This window comes from Mesorhizobium atlanticum (assembly GCF_003289965.1).
Classification (GTDB): Bacteria; Pseudomonadota; Alphaproteobacteria; order Rhizobiales; family Rhizobiaceae; genus Mesorhizobium; species Mesorhizobium atlanticum.
On record NZ_QMBQ01000003.1, the window covers coordinates 740,602 to 759,113 of the forward strand.

An 18,512-nucleotide genomic window follows, 5' to 3' on the forward strand; every position below is an offset into this window, starting at 1 on the left:
CGAAGGCGACGGATGAGGGGTGTTCCGGCGGAATGAGACGTCGGCGTTCCCTGGAGCACCCCTCATCCGGCCGCTGCGCGGCCACCTTCCCCAACAAGGGGGGAAGGAGAGGTCCAGCTATTTCACCGAGCCGGCTGTCATGCCCATGATCAGGTAGCGTTCGAGCGCGATGCCGATGATGGCCAGCGGCGCGATCGCGGCGGTGGCCAAGGCTGCCATCGACCACCAGTTGATGCCTTGCGAGCCGGTCTGGCTCGCCACCATGACGGGGATGGTCTTGGCGTCCGTCGACGTCAGAAGAGCGGCGAAGAAATACTCATTCCAGCACAGCACCATTGCCAGGATGAAGGCGGCGACCATGCCGGGCAGGGCGATCGGCATGACGATGCGGAAGAAGGCGCCCCAGATCGACAGCCCGTCGACCAAAGCCGCTTCCTCCAATTCGACGGGAATGGAGTTGAATTGGTCGCGCATGATCCAGATGACGATCGGCAGCACCATCAGCGTGTAGAGCAGCACGAGCCCGATGCGCGTATCGAGGAGGGCGACTTCGCGGTAGAGCACCAGGAAGGGGAGCGCCAGCACGACCGGCGGCAGGATAAGCTGCGACAGGAAGAAGAAGGAGATGTCCTCGTTCCTGAACCAGGCGAATTTGTAGCGGTAGCGGACAAGGCCATAGGCGGCGAGGCTGCCGATGATGATGGCGAGAGCCGACGCGCCGACCGAGGTGATGACCGAGTTCATGAAGCGCTTGAGGAACTCGTCGCGCACGGTCGACGTCTGGGAGATCGAATCCGGCGACAGGCCGAGCGAACGCCAGCCCTTCCAGTCCGGCGTGAAGTCGACGAAGGGAATGAGATGGCCTTGCGTGACGTCGACCGCCGATTTGAACGAGGTGGTGATCGTCCAGTAGATCGGGAACAGGCAGACGAAGGCCCAGAAGACGAGCGCGCCGTAGATGAATACGCGGCTGGCGATGAAGGCCGCCGGCGAGCGGATTTCGGAAACAGTGTAGTCGGTGGTCTGGACGCTCATGATGCCGCTCAGTTGACGTTGCGCACGAAGCGACTGGCGACTTTCAACAGCCAGGTCACGAAGACAACGATGATGATCAGATAGGCCATGGCGAGCATTGTGCCGTAGCCGACATTCGAGCGGTCGCGATATTCGCGATAGATGAAGCTCGACACGGAATCGGTAGCGCCGCCGGGGCCGCCGGAAGTCAGCGTGATGATGATATCGGCGAGCTTCAGCTTGAAGATGATGCGCAGGATCACGGCCGTCACCGACACCGGGAGCATCAGCGGAAAGGTCACCTGCCAGAAGGTCTGCCACGCGGTCGCGCCGTCGACGCGGGCGGCCTCCAGCACCTCGCGCGACATCGCCTGCAGGCCGGCAAGCAGCATGATCATCATGAACGGGATGAAGGTCCAGGCGTCGAGCATCATGATCGAGATGCGGGCGGTGATCGGATCGGAGAAGAAGGCGGGATTGTCCCAGCCGAGATGGCGTGCCAGCGTCGCCGCCGGGCCGAACCGGTATTCCATCAGCGATTTGCCGACCATCCAGGACACGGCGACCGGCGACAGCATCAGCGGCAAAAGGAAGACGACGCGGAAGAACTTTCGCGCCTTGATCTGCGCGTTGAGCAGCAGCGCCAGGCCGAAGGCGATGACATATTCGACCAGAACCGCAAGCACATAGAGCACCATGTTGAGCAGCGCGTTGCGGTAATAGGGGTCGGCCAGCATCTGCCAGAAATTGTCGAGGCCGTTGAACCTGCGTCCGGTAAACGAACTGAGGTTCCAGTCGGTCAACGCGATGTAGAAGCCGAACAGCGTCGGGAAGATCACCATGGCGATGGTGAAAAGCAGCGCCGGCAAAAGGAACAGCGCACGCTGCCCGTCCTCGCCGCGCGTCAGCACCTGCCAGGCGCCGAGCGCCGCGCCCCACAAGATGTAGGCGTAGACCACAGGGCGCCAAGTGTCGAAGCCGACCGTGGACATCTCGGTCTTGTAGAGGATCTGCACGACGATGATCGCCAGCAAGCCGAGCGTGGCTGCGGCCAGCAGGCCCCAGCCGAGGCGCTTGCGGCCTGCCGGGATCAAGTCGGCCGGATTCGCCGGCCACGCATTCGCGGTCGAAGTCTGCTCAGCCACGCTTCTCGCCTCTTCGAGTCAGCCTAAATATGCGGCCCGGCGACGAGGTGTCGCCGGGCCGCGACTTGGTCGAGACAGCCTACATGCCGAGCGAGGCTTTGTAGAGCTTGACCTGGTTTTCGCGGCCGATCTGGTCGGTCAGCTTTTCCCAGGCCGCGGCGATGGCGTCGGCGCCTTCCTGTGCCTTCATCTTGCCGGCAAAGGTGTTGGCAAGGATGTCCTCGGCGGCGGAGTAGTACTGGAAGATGCCGGGGATGCGCGGCTCGATGGCGGCGTTCGGATGGTTGTAGGAATCGCCTTCCGACTTGAGGTAGGAGGTGATGAAGGCCTCGTCATAGCCGGCCGCCACCCATTCGGGAATGTTGAAATGGGAGTTGCGGTAGGGCTGGAAGCCCGACGGATACATCGCCGTCCAGATCGACAGGTCCTTGCCGCCGAGATGGGCGGCGGCCGACCATGCGGCCTTCTTCTTTTTCTCGTCCTTGTCGACACGAGCCATGACATAGACGCCCCAGCCCAGATAGGCGCAGTTCGGCGCATAGTTCGGGCCGCTGGCGAGCTTTTCCCACTTGCCGGTCTTGGAGTTGTAGACGTCGTCGGAGCCCGGCAGGATCGAGAAGCCGGTGACGTCGCCGATGACCGACGAGTCATTGGTCTTCACGTTCGAGCCGACGTCGCCCCACCAGGGGATCATCGAGCCGGTGCCGGCCAAGAACTGCTGGAAGGCAGTCGTGTTCGGATCGGCGTTGATCTGGTCGGCGGGTTCGGACGGCAGGGCGTCGATGACGTCCTGGATGGCGCGCACCCAGGCCGGATTGTTGACGCGCGGCTTCATCGTGTCGGCGTCGAACAGCCAGGCCTTGTCATCGGGATGCTTGGCATAGGCCGTGGCGCGGCTGCCGAGGAAATAGAAGCCGAAACCGCCCCAGGGCTTGGGCGCGTCCAGATAGCCGTATACGTCCTGGCCCTTGAACTTCTTGCCCTTCAGGAACTTGGTGACGGCCTGCACCTGCTGCCAGGTCTTGGGCACGCCCCACTCCGTCAGTCCTGCCTTGTCGCCGCTATCCGCTTTCCAGGCTGCAGCCAGCTCGGAGTCGGAGAACACGTCGGTGCGGTAGTTGAAATTGTGCGTGTCGCCGTCGATTGTCACGCGATACTGCTTGCCGTTCCAGGTGCCGACCGGCGGCTTGAGATAGTTGACCAGGTCGTCGAAGTCGATCTGCTTCTTGACCCAGTCGGGCATTTCCGAGGTCAGGCCCTTGCCGCAGACGTCGCCTTCGAAGGGCGCGCCCATCTCGATGATGTCGAAGTCGACGGTGCCGGTGGCAATCGACTGCTGCAGGCGGGCGTTGTAATCGGCCTGGGCAAGGTCGATCCAGCTGATCTTGGCCCCCGTATAGGCCTCCCACGGCTTCAGGAAGCCGCGGAACAGCACGTTGTGCAGGTTCTGGTTGTTGAGGCCCATGAAGGTGAGCTCGACACCGGCGAACTCGCCTTCCTTGACGTTGGCCTTGGTCGCTTCGAGGCAGAGCTCGCCGACCTTCTGGAAGTCGGCATCGGTCGGCTGGCCCTTGCCGACACCAGGGATCTGCAGGATTTTCTTGCGCAGGTCGTCATCGGCGGCGGCCGGCCTTGTCAATGCGCCGAGCCCGGCGCCGGAAGCGGCGGCGATTGCGGCCATGCTGGCCGCGCCTTTCAACAGATCGCGACGGCTGGCGCCGGCGCGCATCAGTTTTTCGTACAGGTCGACTCTCATCTACAGGTTCCTCCCAGAACAACAGCGATTGAATTGAAGTGCCAATCTCTCGGACGTGGAAACGTCTCTCGGTTCTCCTCGATCATACGGGGACGTGGGACCCCACCCTGCGTCGCCGAAGCTCCGATCTCAGGGTAACAGGCCTGCGTCGGATTGGCACTCGCCACTATTTCGCGTAATCGATTACCTTGTCAACAAGATTGGCTTTTTATCTATAAGATACCCACTTGCCGTTGCCCTTGGCAATGGCTAGCTTCACCGCAAAAGATCAAAAGATAAAGGGGAGACGATGGCTCAAGTCGCGATCAGCAGTGTGGCCAAGGCGTTCGGAACCGTCAAGGTCCTGCATGAGGTCAGCGTCGACATTGCCGACGGGCAGTTCGTCGTGCTGGTCGGCCCATCAGGATGCGGCAAGTCCACGCTGCTCAGGATGGTGGCCGGGCTGGAGACTGTTTCGGGCGGCACGATCTCGATCGGCGACCGCGTCGTCAACAACCTGCCGCCGGCCAAGCGCGACATCGCCATGGTGTTCCAGAATTACGCGCTCTACCCGCACAAGACGGTGGAGCAGAACATGGCCTTCGCGCTGAAGCTGCGCGGCACCGATCCGGCCATCGTCGCCGAACGTGTCAAGCGCGCCGCCGACATCCTCGACCTCGCGCCCTATCTCAAGCGCTATCCGCGTCAGCTTTCGGGCGGTCAGCGCCAGCGCGTCGCCATGGGCCGCGCCATCGTGCGCAATCCGCAAGTGTTTCTGTTCGACGAGCCGCTCTCCAACCTCGACGCCAAGTTGCGCGTGCAGATGCGCACCGAGATCAAGGAGCTGCACCAGCGGCTGAAGACCACGACGATCTACGTCACCCACGACCAGATCGAGGCCATGACCATGGCCGACAAGATCGTGGTGATGCGCGATGGCCGCATCGAGCAGATCGGCGCGCCGCTGGAACTGTTCGACCGGCCCGCCAATCTGTTTGTCGCCGGCTTCATCGGCTCGCCGGCTATGAACCTGCTCAAGGGAACCGTGAGGAAGGGCGAGAAACCGGTCGTCGACATCGCCGGCACGGCATTTCCGATGCCCGCCAACAGTGCCGGCGAGGACGGTCAGGCCGTCGTCTACGGCGTGCGCCCGGAGCACCTGGAGATCCATCCCGACGGCGTCGCCGCCAACATCTCGGTCGTCGAGCCGACCGGGTCGGAGACGCTGGTGTTCGTGCGCTTCGGCGAGGGCGAGATGGTGGCGCTGTTTCGCGAGCGCCACGACTTCAAGCCGGGCGATGCGCTGAAGCTCAGGCCGCGTCTCGAGCAGGTCCACCTCTTCGACGCCGGGACAGGCAAGCGACTTTAGGGCTTTACGCAATTCAGGACGGAAAACCGCTCACACTTTTCCTGGAATTGCTCCAGACCGCACACAGACTTCCGGGAGGGAACCATGCTCAAAGGGATCAATCCGCTGCTCAATGCCGATGTGCTCCAGGCGCTGCGGGCGATGGGCCATGGCGACGACCTGATCATCGCCGACACCAATTTCCCGTCCGATTCGGTGGCGCGGCAAACGGTGCTCGGCAAGCTCTTGCGCATCGATGCGACGGCGGCCGACGTGGTGAAGGCGGTGCTGTCGGTCTTGCCGCTGGATACGTTCGTCAACGATGCCGCGGCGCGCATGGAGATCGTCGGCAAGCCGAACGAGATCCCGCCGGTGCAGAAGGAGGTGCAGAAGGAGATCGACGCGGCCGAGGGCAAGCCCTGGCCGATGATCTCGATCGAACGCTACGCCTTCTACGAGCGCTCGAAGAAGGCCTATTGCGTGATCCAGACCGGGGAGCGCCGCTTCTATGGCTGCTTTGCCTTCCGCAAGGGCGTCGTGCCGCCGGATGCGGAGTGAGACGATGACCGCCAGCAAGCCCGTTGTGATCCTGGGCGTGTTCGTCGCCGACACCGCCTATCGCGCCGATCGCCAGCCGCGGATGGGCGAAACCATCCTCGGCAATTCCTTCAAGCTCGGACCGGGCGGCAAGGGCTCGAACCAGGCGGTCGCGGCAGGCAAGCTTGGCGCTGACATCACCTTCCTGACGCGACTGGGCGTCGATGCCTTCGCCGACATGGCCAAGCACACCTGGAGCGATGCCGGCGTGAAGAGCGCCGTCATCGACACGCCGGACAGCTATACGGGGGCGGCCTATATCTTCGTCGAGGAAGGCACCGGCAACAATGCCATCATCGTCAGCCCGGGCGCGGCCATGCTGATCTCGCCTGCGGACATCGAGGCGCATGCCGCGCTCATCGAGTCTGCCGGCGTCTTCGTCACCCAGCTCGAACAGCCGATCGACTCAGCCTTGAGAGCGCTGGAAATCGCGCGCGGGGCAGGGGTGACGACCATTCTCAACCCGGCGCCTGCCGCCAGCCTGCCGGATCGCATCTACACGCTTTGCGACTATGTCACGCCCAACGAGACCGAAGCCGAAGGGCTGACCGGCATCAAGGTCTCGTCGGTCGACGACGCCCGCCGCGCCGCCGACGCCTTGCTGGCCAAGGGCGTCGGCGCCATCATCGTGACGCTCGGAGAAAAAGGCGCGCTGCTGCACACCAAGGACCGCTCCGAACATGTCGGAGCGGTCAGTGCCGGTCCGGTGGTCGAGACGACGGGCGCGGGCGATGCCTTCAACGGCGGTCTCGCCGCCGCTTTGGCAAAAGGCGTCGAGCCGCTAGAGGCCGTTCGCTTCGCCTGCGCGGTCGCCGGCATTTCGGTGACACGCCCCGGCACCGCCCCGTCGATGCCGACATTGCAAGAGGTCGAGGCGCTGCTGGCGAAGGCATGAACTCGTAGTTCGCCCGGTTTATTAGCGGCCCCTTGACCCGGAACACTCCTGAAGCGGGCGCGTTCATCCTCCTGGTCGGCAACGCCGGGAACGGCAGGATGAAGAAACCTTACAAAAAACCCACGCTTGTGAAGTGCCAGAGGCTCACCGAGCGGACGGCTCAGATTATCGCTTCCGGCGTAGTCGTGGGCGAATGATTCGCCGAATCGGGCTTGGACAGCGCTAGAGCAATTCCAGGAAAAGTGTGAGCGGTTTTCCGTCAGGAATTTCGCACAAACAAAGAGTTAGAGCGGTTCGCCGTTTCCGTTAAACGGTGAAACGCTCTACAGAATCCTGCTTGTCAGCTCCAGCATTGTCGTCGCGTCTTGCTCGCTGCCGGGCATATGCACCACCCGCAGGACGCGAAGGTCCTGGTTCGATCCTTCGACCGGTATCGACACGCTTTCGCCAACCCGCGGCAATTCCTGGAAAGCCAGTTCGTCCACATCCCTGGCGTCGTCAATCGAAATGCGGCATCTCACAGCCATCTTGATCTCCGTCCTTTTCGCCCGTGGGCTGAACGGGACAAGATTGGAATGGTTCCGTGAAGGGCAGGCGCCGCTTGGGTTATGAGTTTCTCAGGATATGAGAGAGAACCGCGCCAAGGTGCGCGCTACACACCGAATTTTCCGATTGATTCCGTGAAGGAAATGGCGCGAGTGACGGGGCTCGAACCCGCGACCTCCGGCGTGACAGGCCGGCACTCTAACCGACTGAGCTACACCCGCGCACTGACGAGCACGTGTCAGGCGTGTTCGTCGTTGGGGCGCTGGATAAGGGGTTCGCCTGCGGGTGTCAAGCGCGGCATTGAAGCATTACAGCAATCAGGAGAAGGTTTTTTGACAGCGGCATCGAACCTGGGGAAATCCGCGCCGCGACGGGCGCGCTGCCGGTTCATTTGGCCTTGCGAACGCGACCCTAACTGCTTAAAGGTCCGCGCTCAGGCGGGCGATTAGCTCAGTTGGTAGAGCGCTTCGTTTACACCGAAGATGTCGGCGGTTCGAGTCCGTCATCGCCCACCATGATCCAAGATGCCGATCGCAATCCAAGACTCCAGGGCGGTTCATAGCAACTCGTCGGTCCAACGTCAGGACGGTCGATGGGGCGATCAAATGACCGCCCCAAGATCACAATTGCCTACTGCCTGACGTAGCAGGCTTTATGAGCGCCGGGCGCAGGATCATCGCCAAAGGCGTCGTTGCTGCAGTCGACGCCGTTCCTGAAGACGTCCTGCACGTACCGGCCGCGTGCGCCGTATCTGACTACAGCACGGCCGCGAAAATCGCAGAAGTCGCCTTCCCTGGCACAGGCGACCCATCCGCCGCGATCCGGGCGCCCGCCATAATCGTCGTCGCCATAGTTGTTGTCATCGCCGTAGTCACCGCGACCGCGCGCGACAAAGTAACAGGCTTTCTCGCGGCCGGGTGCGGGATCGCCAAAAACGCGATTCGAGCAACGGACGACGGGACGGTCGAAAAAGCGGGAGGTGGTTCGACCGCGTGCGCCGTAGATGACTTCTGCGGGGTAGGGCAGGCGGCAAACACCGCCTTCTTCCGCGCATCGCCGCAGCTGCTGGGCCGAGGCGGCGGCGGGGAATAGGGCGGACGCCGCAGCGACCAGGCCCGCCAGGCATATGAAAGCCAGTGCCGCCCGGATCGAGACATTGAAGGTTTTTAACACGATTTTGTCTCCCGATTTTGAATCACGCCGTACCCTATCGCAATCCGGTTGAATACGCGATGAATGGCCCCGGATGACGTCGCGAGACCGATCATGACCGGGCTGCGCGACCCGGGGGACACCGAGCGCTGGCGGACGTCGCCAAACCGATAGCTGCCGTCAATTCAGTATCTGATGACCCGGCGCTCGATCAGCACGACGATGCAGAACAGCGCGATCGACAGCGAGGACGACAGCACGATCGCGGCGTAGAGGCGGTCGGACTGGTAGTTGAAGGTCGCCTGGATGATAAGCGCACCAAGACCTTTGTCCGAGCCGATCCATTCGCCGACGATGGCGCCGATGACGGCGGTGGCCGAAGCAATCCTGAGCGAGGAGAACAGCATGGGCAGCGCGCGAGGCAGGCGCAGGCTCCAGAAAATCTCGGAGCGCGTCGCCGACAGCACCCGAAACAGCTCGTGTTCGTTGTCGCTTGCCGAATCAAGGCCGCGGATCATGTTCACCAGCGTCGGGAAGAAGCAGATCACCGCGGCAATCACGATCTTCGGCGTCATGCCGAGACCGAAGATCAGGATGATGATCGGCGACAGCGCCAGGATCGGAATGGTGTTGAAGAAGAGCACGATCGGGAAATAGGCGGCCTGCAAGACGCGGCTGTGGACGAAGAGCACGGCGAGCAGCACGGCAGCGAGATTACCGATGACGAAACCGGCCAGCGCCTCGATCAGCGTTGGCCGCAGATTGTCCATGAGGAGGGCAAAATTCCTCTGGAAGACGCCGAAGATGGCCGTCGGTGTCGGCACGATATAGGCCGGTACGCCGAGCAGCGGCAGGAGATATTGCCAGGCAAGCAGGATCGACGCCGCGCCCAGGACGGGAAGCGCGACGGTCATTTGCGGGGAGAGCGGCGCCTGTCTCACGATGCGCGCTCCAGCGCCGCGCGCAGATCGGCCATGGCGGCGACGATTGCCGGATCCTCGCGCTTGCAGCGATTGCCTTCCTGCTTGAAGGGCCGCATGTCGAGGTCCTTGACGACGCGCCCGGGATTGGCGGCCAGCACGATGACGCGCTCGCCGAGATAGGCAGCTTCCGCAATCGAATGGGTGACGAAGAGGATGGTCGTGCTGGTGCGCCGCCAGAGCGCCAGAAGCTCGTCGTTCAACCGGTCGCGCGTGATCTCGTCCAGCGCGCCGAAGGGTTCGTCCATCAGAAGCAGTTTCGGTTCGCCGAGCAGCGCACGCGCGATCGCCACCCGCTGGCGCTGACCGCCGGAGAGCTGATGCGGCAGGCGCTCGCCGAGGCCGCCGAGGCCCATGAGTTCCAGCAGTTCCGTGCTGCGGTCCTCGATCTTGCGAGTCAGGCTGCGCTGGCCGACGCCAAGCGGCAGGCGCACATTATCGCGTACCGTACGCCAGGGCAGCAGGGTCGAATCCTGGAAGACGAAGCCGACATCGCGGCGCGAGCGCACCGTATGCGGCGTCTCGCCAAGCACGCTGATCGTGCCGCCGAGGGGATCGAGCAGGTCGGCCACCACGCGGAGCAAGGTCGACTTGCCGCAGCCGGACGGACCCAGGATCGACAGGAAGGAACCGGCCGCGACGGTCAAGTCGAGGCCGGTGAGCACTTTGACGGCCGTCTGCCGGCCGCCATAGCCGACATCCAGCTGCCGCGCTTCGATCGCGTCTGGCATCACGCCGCGGGCGCGTCGAGTTTGGGCCGGTCGGCGGCCGAGAGTTCGAGTATCTTGGTGGTGTAGACATCGGCGGCCGCCGGGCGTCCGTTGGGATACTGGCCAACCTTGTCGAGCAGCGCCAATTGCTCCTCGATCGAGGCCGGATCGAACGTGCCCCAGCCATCCTTGGCGGTCGCGCCGTCGAAGGAGAGCTTCAGCACCAGGTTGACCGTCTTTTCCTCCCAGCCGAGGTCCATTTCCGGATAGGCGGCGACCATCTTCTTCACCGCTTCCTGCGGGTTGGCATGCACCCAGCCCCAGCCTTTGCCGACGGCGCCGATGAACTTCGCCAGCGTCTCCGGGTCCTTCTCGATAGCCGCGTCCGTGGCGAAGTAGACATCGGCGTAGGAGCTCAGCCCGAGATCGCGCGTCAGCAGGTCGATGCGGTCGTCACCGACGATGCTGAGCGCCTGGGTGTTGGTAATCCAGCCGCCGATGGCATCGACATCGCCGCGCACCAGCGGCGCCTTGTCGAAGCCGACGTTGACGATGGTCACCTCCGACGGGTCGATGCCGTTCTTGGCCAGGATCTCGTCGATGACGAAGCGCGCCGTCGGCTGGATGCCGATCTTCTTGCCCTTGAGATCAGCGACGCTGCGGATCGGCTTGGCGGGCTTAGACGTCAGTGCATAAGGACCGGTGCGGAAGCCGCAGGCGATAATCTTGATCGGCACGCCGCTGGCGCGCGCGGCGTAGAGCTGCGGCGTTTCGGAAAACTGCCCGAGCTGCGCCGAGCCCGAGACGACCGGCGGCACGGTCGAGGCATTGGGGCCGCCGGGGCTGAACTCGACCTCCAGCCCGGCATCCTTGAAATAGCCATTGGCGACGGCCGCTATGTCGCCGATCTGTCCGTTGGATATGAGCCAATCATACTGGATGACGACCTTGCCCGCGGCTCTGGCGCCGGGCGTCAGCACCAGCTGCATGCCGGCAGAGGTGGCCGCAACGGCTGCCATGCCGCCTTTCACGAAAGCGCGACGATTTAATTCGAAGTCCCTGTTCCCACTCATTTTTCGCTCCTGTTGCAGACTTTTCTCGTCTCTTATTCAGGCGCCGTTCCCTTCAGCGCGGCGTCGTCTACGGCTGTTCGTCGTGATAATCGCCAGGGCCGCCGTCGAGCCAGGCGTAAAGCTCCCAAAGTGTGTCGTCTGGGTCGGTGAAATAGGCGCAGCGGGCGTTCCAGACGTAGTTTTCCGGCGGGCCGTAGAAGGGCACGCCCCTGGCGCTCAATTCGCCATGCAGCCGGTCGATATCGGTGGGCGAGTCGAGCTGCACGGCGATGCAGACCTTGTGCGCATGGCGCGGCGACCTCTGGTTGGACACACCGGTATGGCGGTTGATGTGGTCAAGCTCCCAGGCGGCGAGCGTCACGCCCTCGCCATGGAAATCGGCAAAGCCTTCGGCGCGGCGGCGCAGGCGGAAGCCGAGTTTCTCGACATAGAAATCGACTGTCCTTTCGATGTTTTCCACCAGAAGGCAGACGTCTGAGATGCGCGTGATGCTTGCCGGCATGGCTATTTCGCTCCGCCGGCTTTCGAGAGTGGCAGCTTAACGCCGACGCGGTTGGCGGCGCCGACGATGTGCGCCCGCATTGCCGCTTCCGCCGCCGCCGGATCGCCCGCCACCAGCGCGTCATAGATGCGCACATGCTCTCCGACATTGATCTCGACGAGATCGTGCAGCGGATTGGTCATGCGCGCGTAGTGGATGGAGTGGCGGATCTGCTCGCAAACGAACGAGATGAAGGTGTGGATGTAGCTGTTGCCGGTGGCGCGCGCGATCTCGCGGTGGAAGAGCAGGTCGGCGTCGATGCTGCCTTCTTCCCAACGCTCCTCGCCGCCCATGCGGTCGAGCGCGGCTTTGATCGAATCGAGATGGCCCTGATTGCGGCGCGCCGCCGCGAGCGCGGCCGATTCGGCCTCGAGGATGCAGCGCAGCTCGAACAGCCGCTCCATGTTGTGCGTGTCCTTGAGCGCCTCGCGGTCGATGCGGATCGCTGCCCGTTGCTCGGGCGCCAGCACGAAGGCGCCGATGCCTTGGCGCGCCTCGATCATGCCGTCGGCGCGAAGCTGCGCGATCGCCTCGCGCACCACATTGCGGCTGACGCCGAATTTTTCCGATAGCTCCTGCTCGGTTGGCAGGCGCGCGCCGGGATTCAGCTCGCCGGATTCGATCTCGCGGCTGAGGAAGGCGGCGACCCGGTGCGGCAATGTCTCGACAGTGCCGATGGCGGCCAGTCTCTGCTTCATGGAACACTCTCCGTCGCTGGCAACAGGCAGCCGGGATTCATCAGGCCCTTGGGGTCGAGGGCGCACTTCAGCGCCGCGACCATGCGGCGATGCGTGGGCGAAAGCCCGGCCCAGAATTCCTTGCGGCGACTGCGGCCGATGCCGTGCTCCGCGCTGATTGAGCCGCCGAGGCCGACGGCGATTTCATAGAGCCCGGTGATGACCTCGGCACCACGTGCGCGGGCCTCGTGCTCCGCAAGGCCGAGCGGCGGCAGCACGTTGAAATGGATGTTGCCGTCGCCGGCGTGGCCATAGGCGAGGGGGATCCAGCCGGGATGGTCATTGGCGACGAAGCGGCGGGCTCTTTCGATGAGGCCGGGAATGTCGGAAATCCTCACCGAAAGATCGGTGCGCACATGATAGCCACGCTTGGCCTGGCCCTCGACCAGACCTTCGCGGATCGCCCAAAAACTCCTGGCCTGCGTTGTGCTCGCGGCGAGAACCGCATCGGTCACCAGGCCATTTTCCATGGCACCGCCGAGTAGGCCGGCCAGCAAGCTGTTGAGGTCGATAGCAGCGCTGGACGACAATTCGATCAGCACGTGGACGGGCGCGGCGACCGGCGCTCTCATAGCCGGGTCGATCAGCCTGGCAAGCTCGACGCATTCGGCGCCGATGATCTCGAAAGCGGAGATGAGGTCCGAGCAGTCGCGGCGCGCCTGGTTGAAGAGCGCGACGGCCGCCTCGAACGAGGCCAGGCCGAGATAGGCGGTCTCGGTTCGTGCCGGCTTCGGAAACAGCTTGACCTCGACACCCGTGATGACGCCGAGCGTGCCTTCCGAGCCGATGAAAAGCTGCTTCAAATCATAGCCGCTGTTGTTCTTGCGCAGGCCAGAGAAGCCGTTCCACAGCTCGCCATCCGCCAGCACCACTTCGAGGCCCAGGATCAGATCGCGCGCCATGCCGTAGCGCAGCACGTTGACGCCGCCGGCATTGGTCGCCGCATTGCCGCCGATCTGGCAGCTGCCTTGCGCGCCAAGCGCCAGCGGGAAGAGGCAATCTTGAGCCTCGCAGGCATCCTTGATTGTCTGCAGCACGCAGCCGGCATCGGCCTGCAGCGTGAAGTTGCCCGCATCGATCTGCCGGATGGCGTTCAACCGCTCCAGGCTTAAGACAACCAGGCCGCCCCCCTTGCTGTCGATCGAGCCTGATACCAGCCCGGTGTTGCCGCCCTGCGGAATGACGCCGACCCCAAGCTCGTTGCACAAGCGCATCAGGGCCTGGACTTCGCCGACCGAGCCGGGCCGCAGCACGGCAAGCGCTTCGCCGCGATAATCGCCGGCCCAATCGCCCAGATATTTCGCCATTCCAGCCGGCTCGGCGGCGATGCCGTTTCGGCCGACGGCGCCTTCCATGGCGCTGAGGATTTCCGGCGAGAGGCGATGAACGGTCATGAAGGTTCGTGTCTGGATATCAGGTGATACATATCATCCTACAACTTGCGTCGAGTCAATCGCTCTCTCTGTTCGGCGAACGGGTCACCGGCTCGTTCAAGGCAGTGGATCTGACCATGTCGCGGGCGCAGAGCCTGTTCGGCTAGGCCCTGCCTATGCATCGTCCTGGCCGATTGTCGTCCGTCAAAACCGCCGCAATGGTGGACAACTGAAGCTTCGTCCCGACCAGATCGATCCGGCAAGGAGAAGAGATGATTGAACTGCCTTTTGCCCGCGCCGAGTACCAGCAGCGGCTCGGAAAAATCCGCGCCGAGATGGCCAGGCGCGGTATCGAACTCCTGATCGTCAACGACGTCGCCAACCAGCATTACATCACTGGTTATGACGGCTGGTCGTTCTATACGCCGCAGGTCGTGCTTGTTCCCATCGAGGATGCCGAGCCGGTCTGGATCGGCCGCGCCATGGATGCCGCCGGCGGCTTGCTGACGGCGTGGATGAAGCCGGAAAATGTCGTCGGCTTCCCGGAGGACCATGTCCAGCGGGCCGACCGTCATCCGATGGACTGGATCGCGGCCTGGATCGTTGCCAAAGGCTGGGGCAACCGTCCCATCGGCATCGAACTCGAGGCCTATTACTTCTCGCCGAAGGCCCATGCGCGGCTCGTCGCCGGGTTGCCCAATGCGAAATGGCACGACGCCGACCTGCTGGTGAACTGGATCCGCGCGGTGAAATCGGCGCCGGAAATCGCCTATCTGCGCAAGGCCTCGAAACTGGCGGAAGCGGCGGTCGCGCGGGCCTACGAAGTCATCGCGCCGGGTGTGCGCGAATGCGACGCCATCGCTTCCATCCAGGCGGCGCAGATCGCCGGCAGTCCGGATTTCGCCGGCGACATCACGGCGCTGCCGCCAACGATCCTCGGCGGCGAAAACGCATCCGCGCCGCACATCATGTGGAGCGACAGGCGGTTCGGAAAGGACGAAACGATCGCGCTCGAGCTCGCCGGGGTCTGCCGCCGCTACGCCGCCGGGCTCGCAAGGACGATGCAGCTCGGCAAGACGCCGATCCGCGTCGCGGACACGGCAAAGGCGGTGATCGAAGGCATGGACGCGGTGCTCGACACCGTACGGCCAGGCATGACCGCCGAGGAGGTCGAAGCGGCGTGGCGCGAGGTCATCGCGCGTCACGGGCTGAAGAAGGAATCGCGCATCGGCTATTCCATCGGCGTTGCCTATCCGCCGGATTGGGGCGAGCATACGATCAGCCTGCGGCCAGGCGACAAGACGGTGCTTCAACCCGGCAATGTGCTTCATTCGATTCTGGGCATGTGGATGGATGGCTGGGGCATCGAGATCAGCGAGACCATCCTGGTGACCGAGACCGGCAACGAGACGCTGACGAAGTTCCCGCGGGACATCCATGTCAAAGCCTAACCAGCCGCCCTCAGCGAGCAATATCGCGCTCGGCATCGAGGCTGGAATTCTCGATCGAATGATCGAGATCCGCCGCCATCTGCATCGCCACCCGGAGCTTTCGAACCGGGAGGCGGGCACGCAGCGTTACTTGCGCGAGATGCTTGCAAAGGAAGGGATCGCCGAGATTCGCTATGTGGCCGGCTACGGGCTTGCCGTCGATATCGTCGGCACCGGTCGGCCATCGAACCGCAAGGTGGCTATCCGCGCCGATATCGATGCCTTGCCGATCGAGGAGGAGTCCGGCGTCGACTTTGCGTCGGAAAATCCGGGCGTGATGCATGCCTGCGGCCACGATGCCCATGCCGCGATGGGCTTTGCGGTGGCCGCGCACCTGCATGGCTCGCGCGACAGTTTTGGCGGAACTGTTCGCCTCATCTTCCAACCGGCAGAAGAAGACGAGCCGTCAGGCGGCAAACGAGTGGTGGAGGAGGGGCTGCTCGACGACATCGATGCCGCGATCTGCGTTCATGTCGATCCTTATACGCGATCCGGCAAGGTCGCTGTCGGTTCCGGTCCCTATACTCTGGCCTGCGACACGTTCGATGTGCTGGTCACCGGCTCGGCGGCCCATGCCGCAAAACCCTATGAAGGTATCGACGCGCTGACTGTCGCCTGCTCGATGGTGAGCGAACTGCAGAAGATCGTCTCGCGCGAGACCGATCCCTATGATCCGCTGGTCATCTCGGTGACCGCCATCAATGGCGGCAATGCCTACAACGTCACCGCCGGCAAGGTCGCGTTCAAAGGCACCATCCGCAGCGGCAACGACGCCACTCGCGAGCGCGCCTGGCGTCGGCTTCGCGAGATGCTTGAAGGAATTGCGGCAAGCCACGGCGCAAGTGTAAAGATCGACATCCACCAGGGTGAGCCTGGCGTCGTCAACGATGCCGGTATGGCGGCGCTCATCATGGCCGGCGCCAAGGCCAGCATCGGCGCGGACAATGTTCTCAACATGCCTGGATGGAGCATTGCCGACGATTTTGCCTATTACAGCGAGAAAATTCCGTCGGTCTATTTCCGGCTCGGCATCCGCAACGAGGCGGTGGGGTCGGTCTATCCGCTTCACCATTCCAGGTTCCGCGTCGACGAGGCCGCGATGAAGAACGGCGTCCTTACCCTGGTGTCGGCGGCAACGATGTACCTGGCGGGGCACGAGAATCCCGGCGCTTAGCAAGCTCCCGGCGTCTGGATCGACCGGTTAGAGGTACTGCGCGACCTTCTTGCCGACGGTCAGGAAGCGCAGCGGGTCGACCGCCTCGCCGTTGTGGCGTACCTCATAATGAAGGTGCGGACCGGTCGAGCGGCCGCTGCTGCCGGTCTTGCCGATGACGTCGCCGGCGGCGAGCTTCTGGCCGACGGTCACATCGATCTCGCTCAGATGTCCGTAGCGCGTGGCAAAGCCATTGCCATGGTCGACCTCGATCATGCGGCCGTAGCCGCCGGCCCAGCCGGCCCTGGTGACGGTGCCGGCGGCCGTGACCTTGGCCGGCATGCCGATCGGCGCCCTGAAATCCATTCCCGTGTGCAGGGCGGCGCTGCCCAGGATGGGGTCTGTGCGCACGCCGAACGGGCTGGTCACCGGATGGCCGGGGGCGGGATTGGCGAGCGGTAGCTTGCGCGCCTCCTTCTTGACCCCGTCAAGCGCGTCGAGCGCCTCGTCCAGTTCCTTGACCTTGCTGTCGAAGGCCATCGATGGATCGAGCGGCACCAGCGGGCCGCCGACATCGCTCTTGTTAAGCTCGCTGTCGACCGGCAGCCCCGCCGCTTCGAGCGCCTGCGCGATCGCATCGGCGTTCTTGTAGGCGCTGTCGGCAAGCGTGGTGATGCGCGAGAGCTGCTGGTTCTCGATGGCCTTCAACGACGCGTTGATCGAGACGAACAGCTTGTCGGCGCGGTCGGCGGCCGTTTCGCCATCGAGCGGATCGGACCTTGTCGACCAGAGCGAGAAGGGCCTGGTGTCGCCGGCGCTCAAGGATGCGACGGAATAGGTCGGCGCCTGGGATAGGCTGCCGGTGACCTCTGCGTGTTCATCGGGTTTGGCCGCCGCGGCGCCTGCCGCGGGCGCGTCGCCGACCTCGTTCTCGGCGCGCTCGAGGATCGGGCCGAGCCGTCCGTGGCGCTCGCTGAGCTGGGTCTGCCTGGCCAAGAGCTCGCTGACCTTGGTTTCCATCAGTTGCTGGTCGAGAAGCTGGCGGCTGGTGATGCGATCGACTTGGGCGCGAAGGGCTGAGATGCGGTCCTCATAGGCCTGCTGCATGCGCGCCTGCCTTGCCGTCGTGGCGCCGATCAGGTCGTCGCGCAGCACCAGATAGGATGTGGCGAGCAGATAGCCGATGGCGATCGCCGCCAGCGCCGAGCCGATGAAGGCGGCGAGCCAGGGCCGGATGGTGAAGTGTCTTATCTCATTGCCCCGGGCGATGATGACCGTGTGCGGTTCCTTGCGCCTGCCGAAGACAGCTGACTGACCGGTTGGTTTCACGGGGACCAGGCTTTCGTTACGGGACCAACGACAAGCCTAATTACACATTATTAGGGTTAACAAAGCTTTGCCGCCCCGATCCTGGCGCCGCCTTTGCGCGTAGCGCGGGTACCGGATTGCAGCGTGGCGGCTTCGGCGCCTCAGAGCGCGCGCACGGCCTCGAGCACCTCTTCGGCATGGCCCTTGACGCGAACCTTTCGCCAGACGCGGGCAATGCGCCCGTCCTTGCCGATCAGGAAGGTAGCGCGCTCGACACCCATATAGTTGCGCCCATACAGCGTCTTCTCGACCCACAAATGATAGGCTTCGATCACCTTGCGCTCCTCGTCGGCGACGAGATCGACGGTGAGATCGTACTTCGCCTTGAATTTGTCGTGTTTCTTCACGCTATCGGGGGACAGCCCGATCACCACGGCGCCGGCCTTCTCGAATTCCAGCTTCAACTGCGAGAAGCCGATCGCCTCGTTGGTGCAACTTGTGGTGTCGTCCTGCGGGTAGAAGTAGAGTACAACCGGCTTGCCCCGGAACGCGGCGAGGCTGAGGGAGCCGCCGCCGTCACGCGGAAGATCGAATTGGGGCGCTGCGTCGCCCACCTCGAGATCAGCCATATCGATGCCTTGTTTGCGGTTACGCGCGGGAAAGCATCGATATAACGTGAGGTGGGATTCGTCCATGACGAGTTCGTCACAACGGA

At 63.6% G+C, this 18,512-nt stretch carries 18 protein-coding genes and 2 tRNA genes; 6 read left to right on the plus strand and 14 right to left on the minus strand.

Features of this window, described 5'->3' with window-relative positions:
- Positions 1–117: 117 nt before the first annotated feature.
- The 3 genes from DPM35_RS13270 to DPM35_RS13280 form a co-directional block, all read right to left on the minus strand.
- Positions 118–1,035, minus strand: a complete 918-nt coding sequence (locus DPM35_RS13270) for a carbohydrate ABC transporter permease (protein ID WP_112127688.1) — start codon at positions 1,033–1,035, stop codon at positions 118–120.
- 8 nt (positions 1,036–1,043) lie between these two features.
- The gene (locus tag DPM35_RS13275) at positions 1,044–2,159 is read right to left on the minus strand and encodes a carbohydrate ABC transporter permease (RefSeq protein WP_112127689.1); all 1,116 of its coding nucleotides are present in this window, start codon (positions 2,157–2,159) and stop codon (positions 1,044–1,046) included.
- Positions 2,160–2,238: 79 nt separating this feature from the next.
- Entirely contained in the window at positions 2,239–3,915 is a 1,677-nt protein-coding gene (locus DPM35_RS13280; RefSeq protein ID WP_112127690.1) for an ABC transporter substrate-binding protein, read from the minus strand.
- Positions 3,916–4,204: 289 nt separating this feature from the next.
- Here DPM35_RS13280 and DPM35_RS13285 point away from each other — a divergent pair, with 289 nt between their 5' ends.
- The 3 genes from DPM35_RS13285 to rbsK all read left to right on the plus strand — a co-directional run bounded on the left by DPM35_RS13285 (position 4,205) and on the right by rbsK (position 6,734).
- Positions 4,205–5,263, plus strand: a complete 1,059-nt coding sequence (locus DPM35_RS13285; protein WP_112127691.1) for an ABC transporter ATP-binding protein — start codon at positions 4,205–4,207, stop codon at positions 5,261–5,263.
- Positions 5,264–5,347: 84 nt separating this feature from the next.
- Positions 5,348–5,800, plus strand: a complete 453-nt coding sequence (locus DPM35_RS13290; RefSeq protein WP_040981349.1) for an RbsD/FucU family protein — start codon at positions 5,348–5,350, stop codon at positions 5,798–5,800.
- 4 nt (positions 5,801–5,804) lie between these two features.
- Positions 5,805–6,734 (plus strand): ribokinase, encoded by a 930-nt coding sequence (rbsK, locus tag DPM35_RS13295; RefSeq protein WP_112127816.1) that lies wholly within the window; start codon positions 5,805–5,807, stop codon positions 6,732–6,734.
- 323 nt (positions 6,735–7,057) lie between these two features.
- On the opposite strand, the gene DPM35_RS13300 is transcribed toward rbsK, so the two are convergent.
- Both DPM35_RS13300 and DPM35_RS13305 read right to left on the minus strand, forming a co-directional pair.
- Positions 7,058–7,261, minus strand: a complete 204-nt coding sequence (locus DPM35_RS13300; RefSeq protein WP_112127692.1) for a hypothetical protein — start codon at positions 7,259–7,261, stop codon at positions 7,058–7,060.
- A gap of 163 nt (positions 7,262–7,424) precedes the next feature.
- A tRNA-Asp gene (locus tag DPM35_RS13305) sits at positions 7,425–7,501 on the minus strand.
- A 218-nt stretch (positions 7,502–7,719) separates the two neighbouring features.
- On the opposite strand from DPM35_RS13305, the gene DPM35_RS13310 reads away from it, so the two are divergent.
- A tRNA-Val gene (locus tag DPM35_RS13310) sits at positions 7,720–7,795 on the plus strand.
- Positions 7,796–7,910: 115 nt separating this feature from the next.
- Here DPM35_RS13310 and DPM35_RS13315 read toward each other — a convergent pair.
- The 7 genes from DPM35_RS13315 to DPM35_RS13345 all read right to left on the minus strand — a co-directional run bounded on the left by DPM35_RS13315 (position 7,911) and on the right by DPM35_RS13345 (position 13,867).
- Positions 7,911–8,453: a hypothetical protein gene (locus DPM35_RS13315; protein WP_245431520.1), complete on the minus strand. Its 543-nt coding sequence runs from the start codon at positions 8,451–8,453 to the stop codon at positions 7,911–7,913.
- A 164-nt stretch (positions 8,454–8,617) separates the two neighbouring features.
- A complete protein-coding gene (locus tag DPM35_RS13320) occupies positions 8,618–9,373 on the minus strand; it encodes an ABC transporter permease (RefSeq protein ID WP_112127693.1) in 756 nt (251 codons plus the stop codon).
- Positions 9,370–10,143 carry an ABC transporter ATP-binding protein gene (locus tag DPM35_RS13325; protein WP_112127694.1) on the minus strand — a complete coding sequence of 258 codons (774 nt, stop codon included), beginning with the start codon at positions 10,141–10,143 and terminating at the stop codon, positions 9,370–9,372. Before DPM35_RS13325 ends, DPM35_RS13320 begins: the two co-directional genes overlap by 4 nt.
- The gene (locus DPM35_RS13330; protein WP_112127695.1) at positions 10,143–11,195 is read right to left on the minus strand and encodes an ABC transporter substrate-binding protein; all 1,053 of its coding nucleotides are present in this window, start codon (positions 11,193–11,195) and stop codon (positions 10,143–10,145) included. The genes DPM35_RS13325 and DPM35_RS13330 overlap by 1 nt, the downstream gene beginning before the upstream one ends.
- A gap of 67 nt (positions 11,196–11,262) precedes the next feature.
- The gene (locus tag DPM35_RS13335; protein ID WP_181592002.1) at positions 11,263–11,697 is read right to left on the minus strand and encodes a VOC family protein; all 435 of its coding nucleotides are present in this window, start codon (positions 11,695–11,697) and stop codon (positions 11,263–11,265) included.
- A gap of 2 nt (positions 11,698–11,699) precedes the next feature.
- Positions 11,700–12,434, minus strand: coding sequence for a FadR/GntR family transcriptional regulator (locus DPM35_RS13340; RefSeq protein WP_112127697.1), 735 nt, complete (start codon positions 12,432–12,434; stop codon positions 11,700–11,702).
- Positions 12,431–13,867 carry an FAD-binding oxidoreductase gene (locus DPM35_RS13345; protein ID WP_245431521.1) on the minus strand — a complete coding sequence of 479 codons (1,437 nt, stop codon included), beginning with the start codon at positions 13,865–13,867 and terminating at the stop codon, positions 12,431–12,433. The genes DPM35_RS13340 and DPM35_RS13345 overlap by 4 nt, the downstream gene beginning before the upstream one ends.
- 251 nt (positions 13,868–14,118) lie before the next feature.
- Here DPM35_RS13345 and DPM35_RS13350 point away from each other — a divergent pair, with 251 nt between their 5' ends.
- Together DPM35_RS13350 and DPM35_RS13355 are read left to right on the plus strand one after the other, a co-directional pair.
- Positions 14,119–15,297, plus strand: a complete 1,179-nt coding sequence (locus DPM35_RS13350; RefSeq protein ID WP_112127698.1) for a M24 family metallopeptidase — start codon at positions 14,119–14,121, stop codon at positions 15,295–15,297.
- The gene (locus DPM35_RS13355; protein ID WP_112127699.1) at positions 15,284–16,510 is read left to right on the plus strand and encodes a M20 metallopeptidase family protein; all 1,227 of its coding nucleotides are present in this window, start codon (positions 15,284–15,286) and stop codon (positions 16,508–16,510) included. The genes DPM35_RS13350 and DPM35_RS13355 overlap by 14 nt, the downstream gene beginning before the upstream one ends.
- A 27-nt stretch (positions 16,511–16,537) precedes the next feature.
- On the opposite strand, the gene DPM35_RS13360 is transcribed toward DPM35_RS13355, so the two are convergent.
- Together DPM35_RS13360 and DPM35_RS13365 are read right to left on the minus strand one after the other, a co-directional pair.
- Positions 16,538–17,818 (minus strand): M23 family metallopeptidase, encoded by a 1,281-nt coding sequence (locus DPM35_RS13360; protein ID WP_112127700.1) that lies wholly within the window; start codon positions 17,816–17,818, stop codon positions 16,538–16,540.
- Between the two features lie 140 nt (positions 17,819–17,958).
- Positions 17,959–18,426 (minus strand): peroxiredoxin, encoded by a 468-nt coding sequence (locus DPM35_RS13365; protein ID WP_112127701.1) that lies wholly within the window; start codon positions 18,424–18,426, stop codon positions 17,959–17,961.
- Positions 18,427–18,512: the final 86 nt, after the last annotated feature.

Excerpts from the sequence above, each read along its gene's own strand:
- DPM35_RS13270 (WP_112127688.1), bottom strand. The coding sequence starts at position 1,035 with ATGAGCGTCCAGACCACCGACTACACTGTTTCCGAAATCCGCTCGCCG.
- DPM35_RS13280 (WP_112127690.1), bottom strand. The coding sequence starts at position 3,915 with ATGAGAGTCGACCTGTACGAAAAACTGATGCGCGCCGGCGCCAGCCGT.
- DPM35_RS13285 (WP_112127691.1), top strand. The coding sequence starts at position 4,205 with ATGGCTCAAGTCGCGATCAGCAGTGTGGCCAAGGCGTTCGGAACCGTC.
- DPM35_RS13290 (WP_040981349.1), top strand. The coding sequence starts at position 5,348 with ATGCTCAAAGGGATCAATCCGCTGCTCAATGCCGATGTGCTCCAGGCG.
- rbsK (WP_112127816.1), top strand. The coding sequence starts at position 5,805 with ATGACCGCCAGCAAGCCCGTTGTGATCCTGGGCGTGTTCGTCGCCGAC.
- DPM35_RS13300 (WP_112127692.1), bottom strand. The coding sequence starts at position 7,261 with ATGGCTGTGAGATGCCGCATTTCGATTGACGACGCCAGGGATGTGGAC.
- DPM35_RS13325 (WP_112127694.1), bottom strand. The coding sequence starts at position 10,143 with ATGCCAGACGCGATCGAAGCGCGGCAGCTGGATGTCGGCTATGGCGGC.
- DPM35_RS13330 (WP_112127695.1), bottom strand. The coding sequence starts at position 11,195 with ATGAGTGGGAACAGGGACTTCGAATTAAATCGTCGCGCTTTCGTGAAA.
- DPM35_RS13335 (WP_181592002.1), bottom strand. The coding sequence starts at position 11,697 with ATGCCGGCAAGCATCACGCGCATCTCAGACGTCTGCCTTCTGGTGGAA.
- DPM35_RS13340 (WP_112127697.1), bottom strand. The coding sequence starts at position 12,434 with ATGAAGCAGAGACTGGCCGCCATCGGCACTGTCGAGACATTGCCGCAC.
- DPM35_RS13345 (WP_245431521.1), bottom strand. The coding sequence starts at position 13,867 with ATGACCGTTCATCGCCTCTCGCCGGAAATCCTCAGCGCCATGGAAGGC.
- DPM35_RS13350 (WP_112127698.1), top strand. The coding sequence starts at position 14,119 with ATGATTGAACTGCCTTTTGCCCGCGCCGAGTACCAGCAGCGGCTCGGA.
- DPM35_RS13355 (WP_112127699.1), top strand. The coding sequence starts at position 15,284 with ATGTCAAAGCCTAACCAGCCGCCCTCAGCGAGCAATATCGCGCTCGGC.
- DPM35_RS13365 (WP_112127701.1), bottom strand. The coding sequence starts at position 18,426 with ATGGCTGATCTCGAGGTGGGCGACGCAGCGCCCCAATTCGATCTTCCG.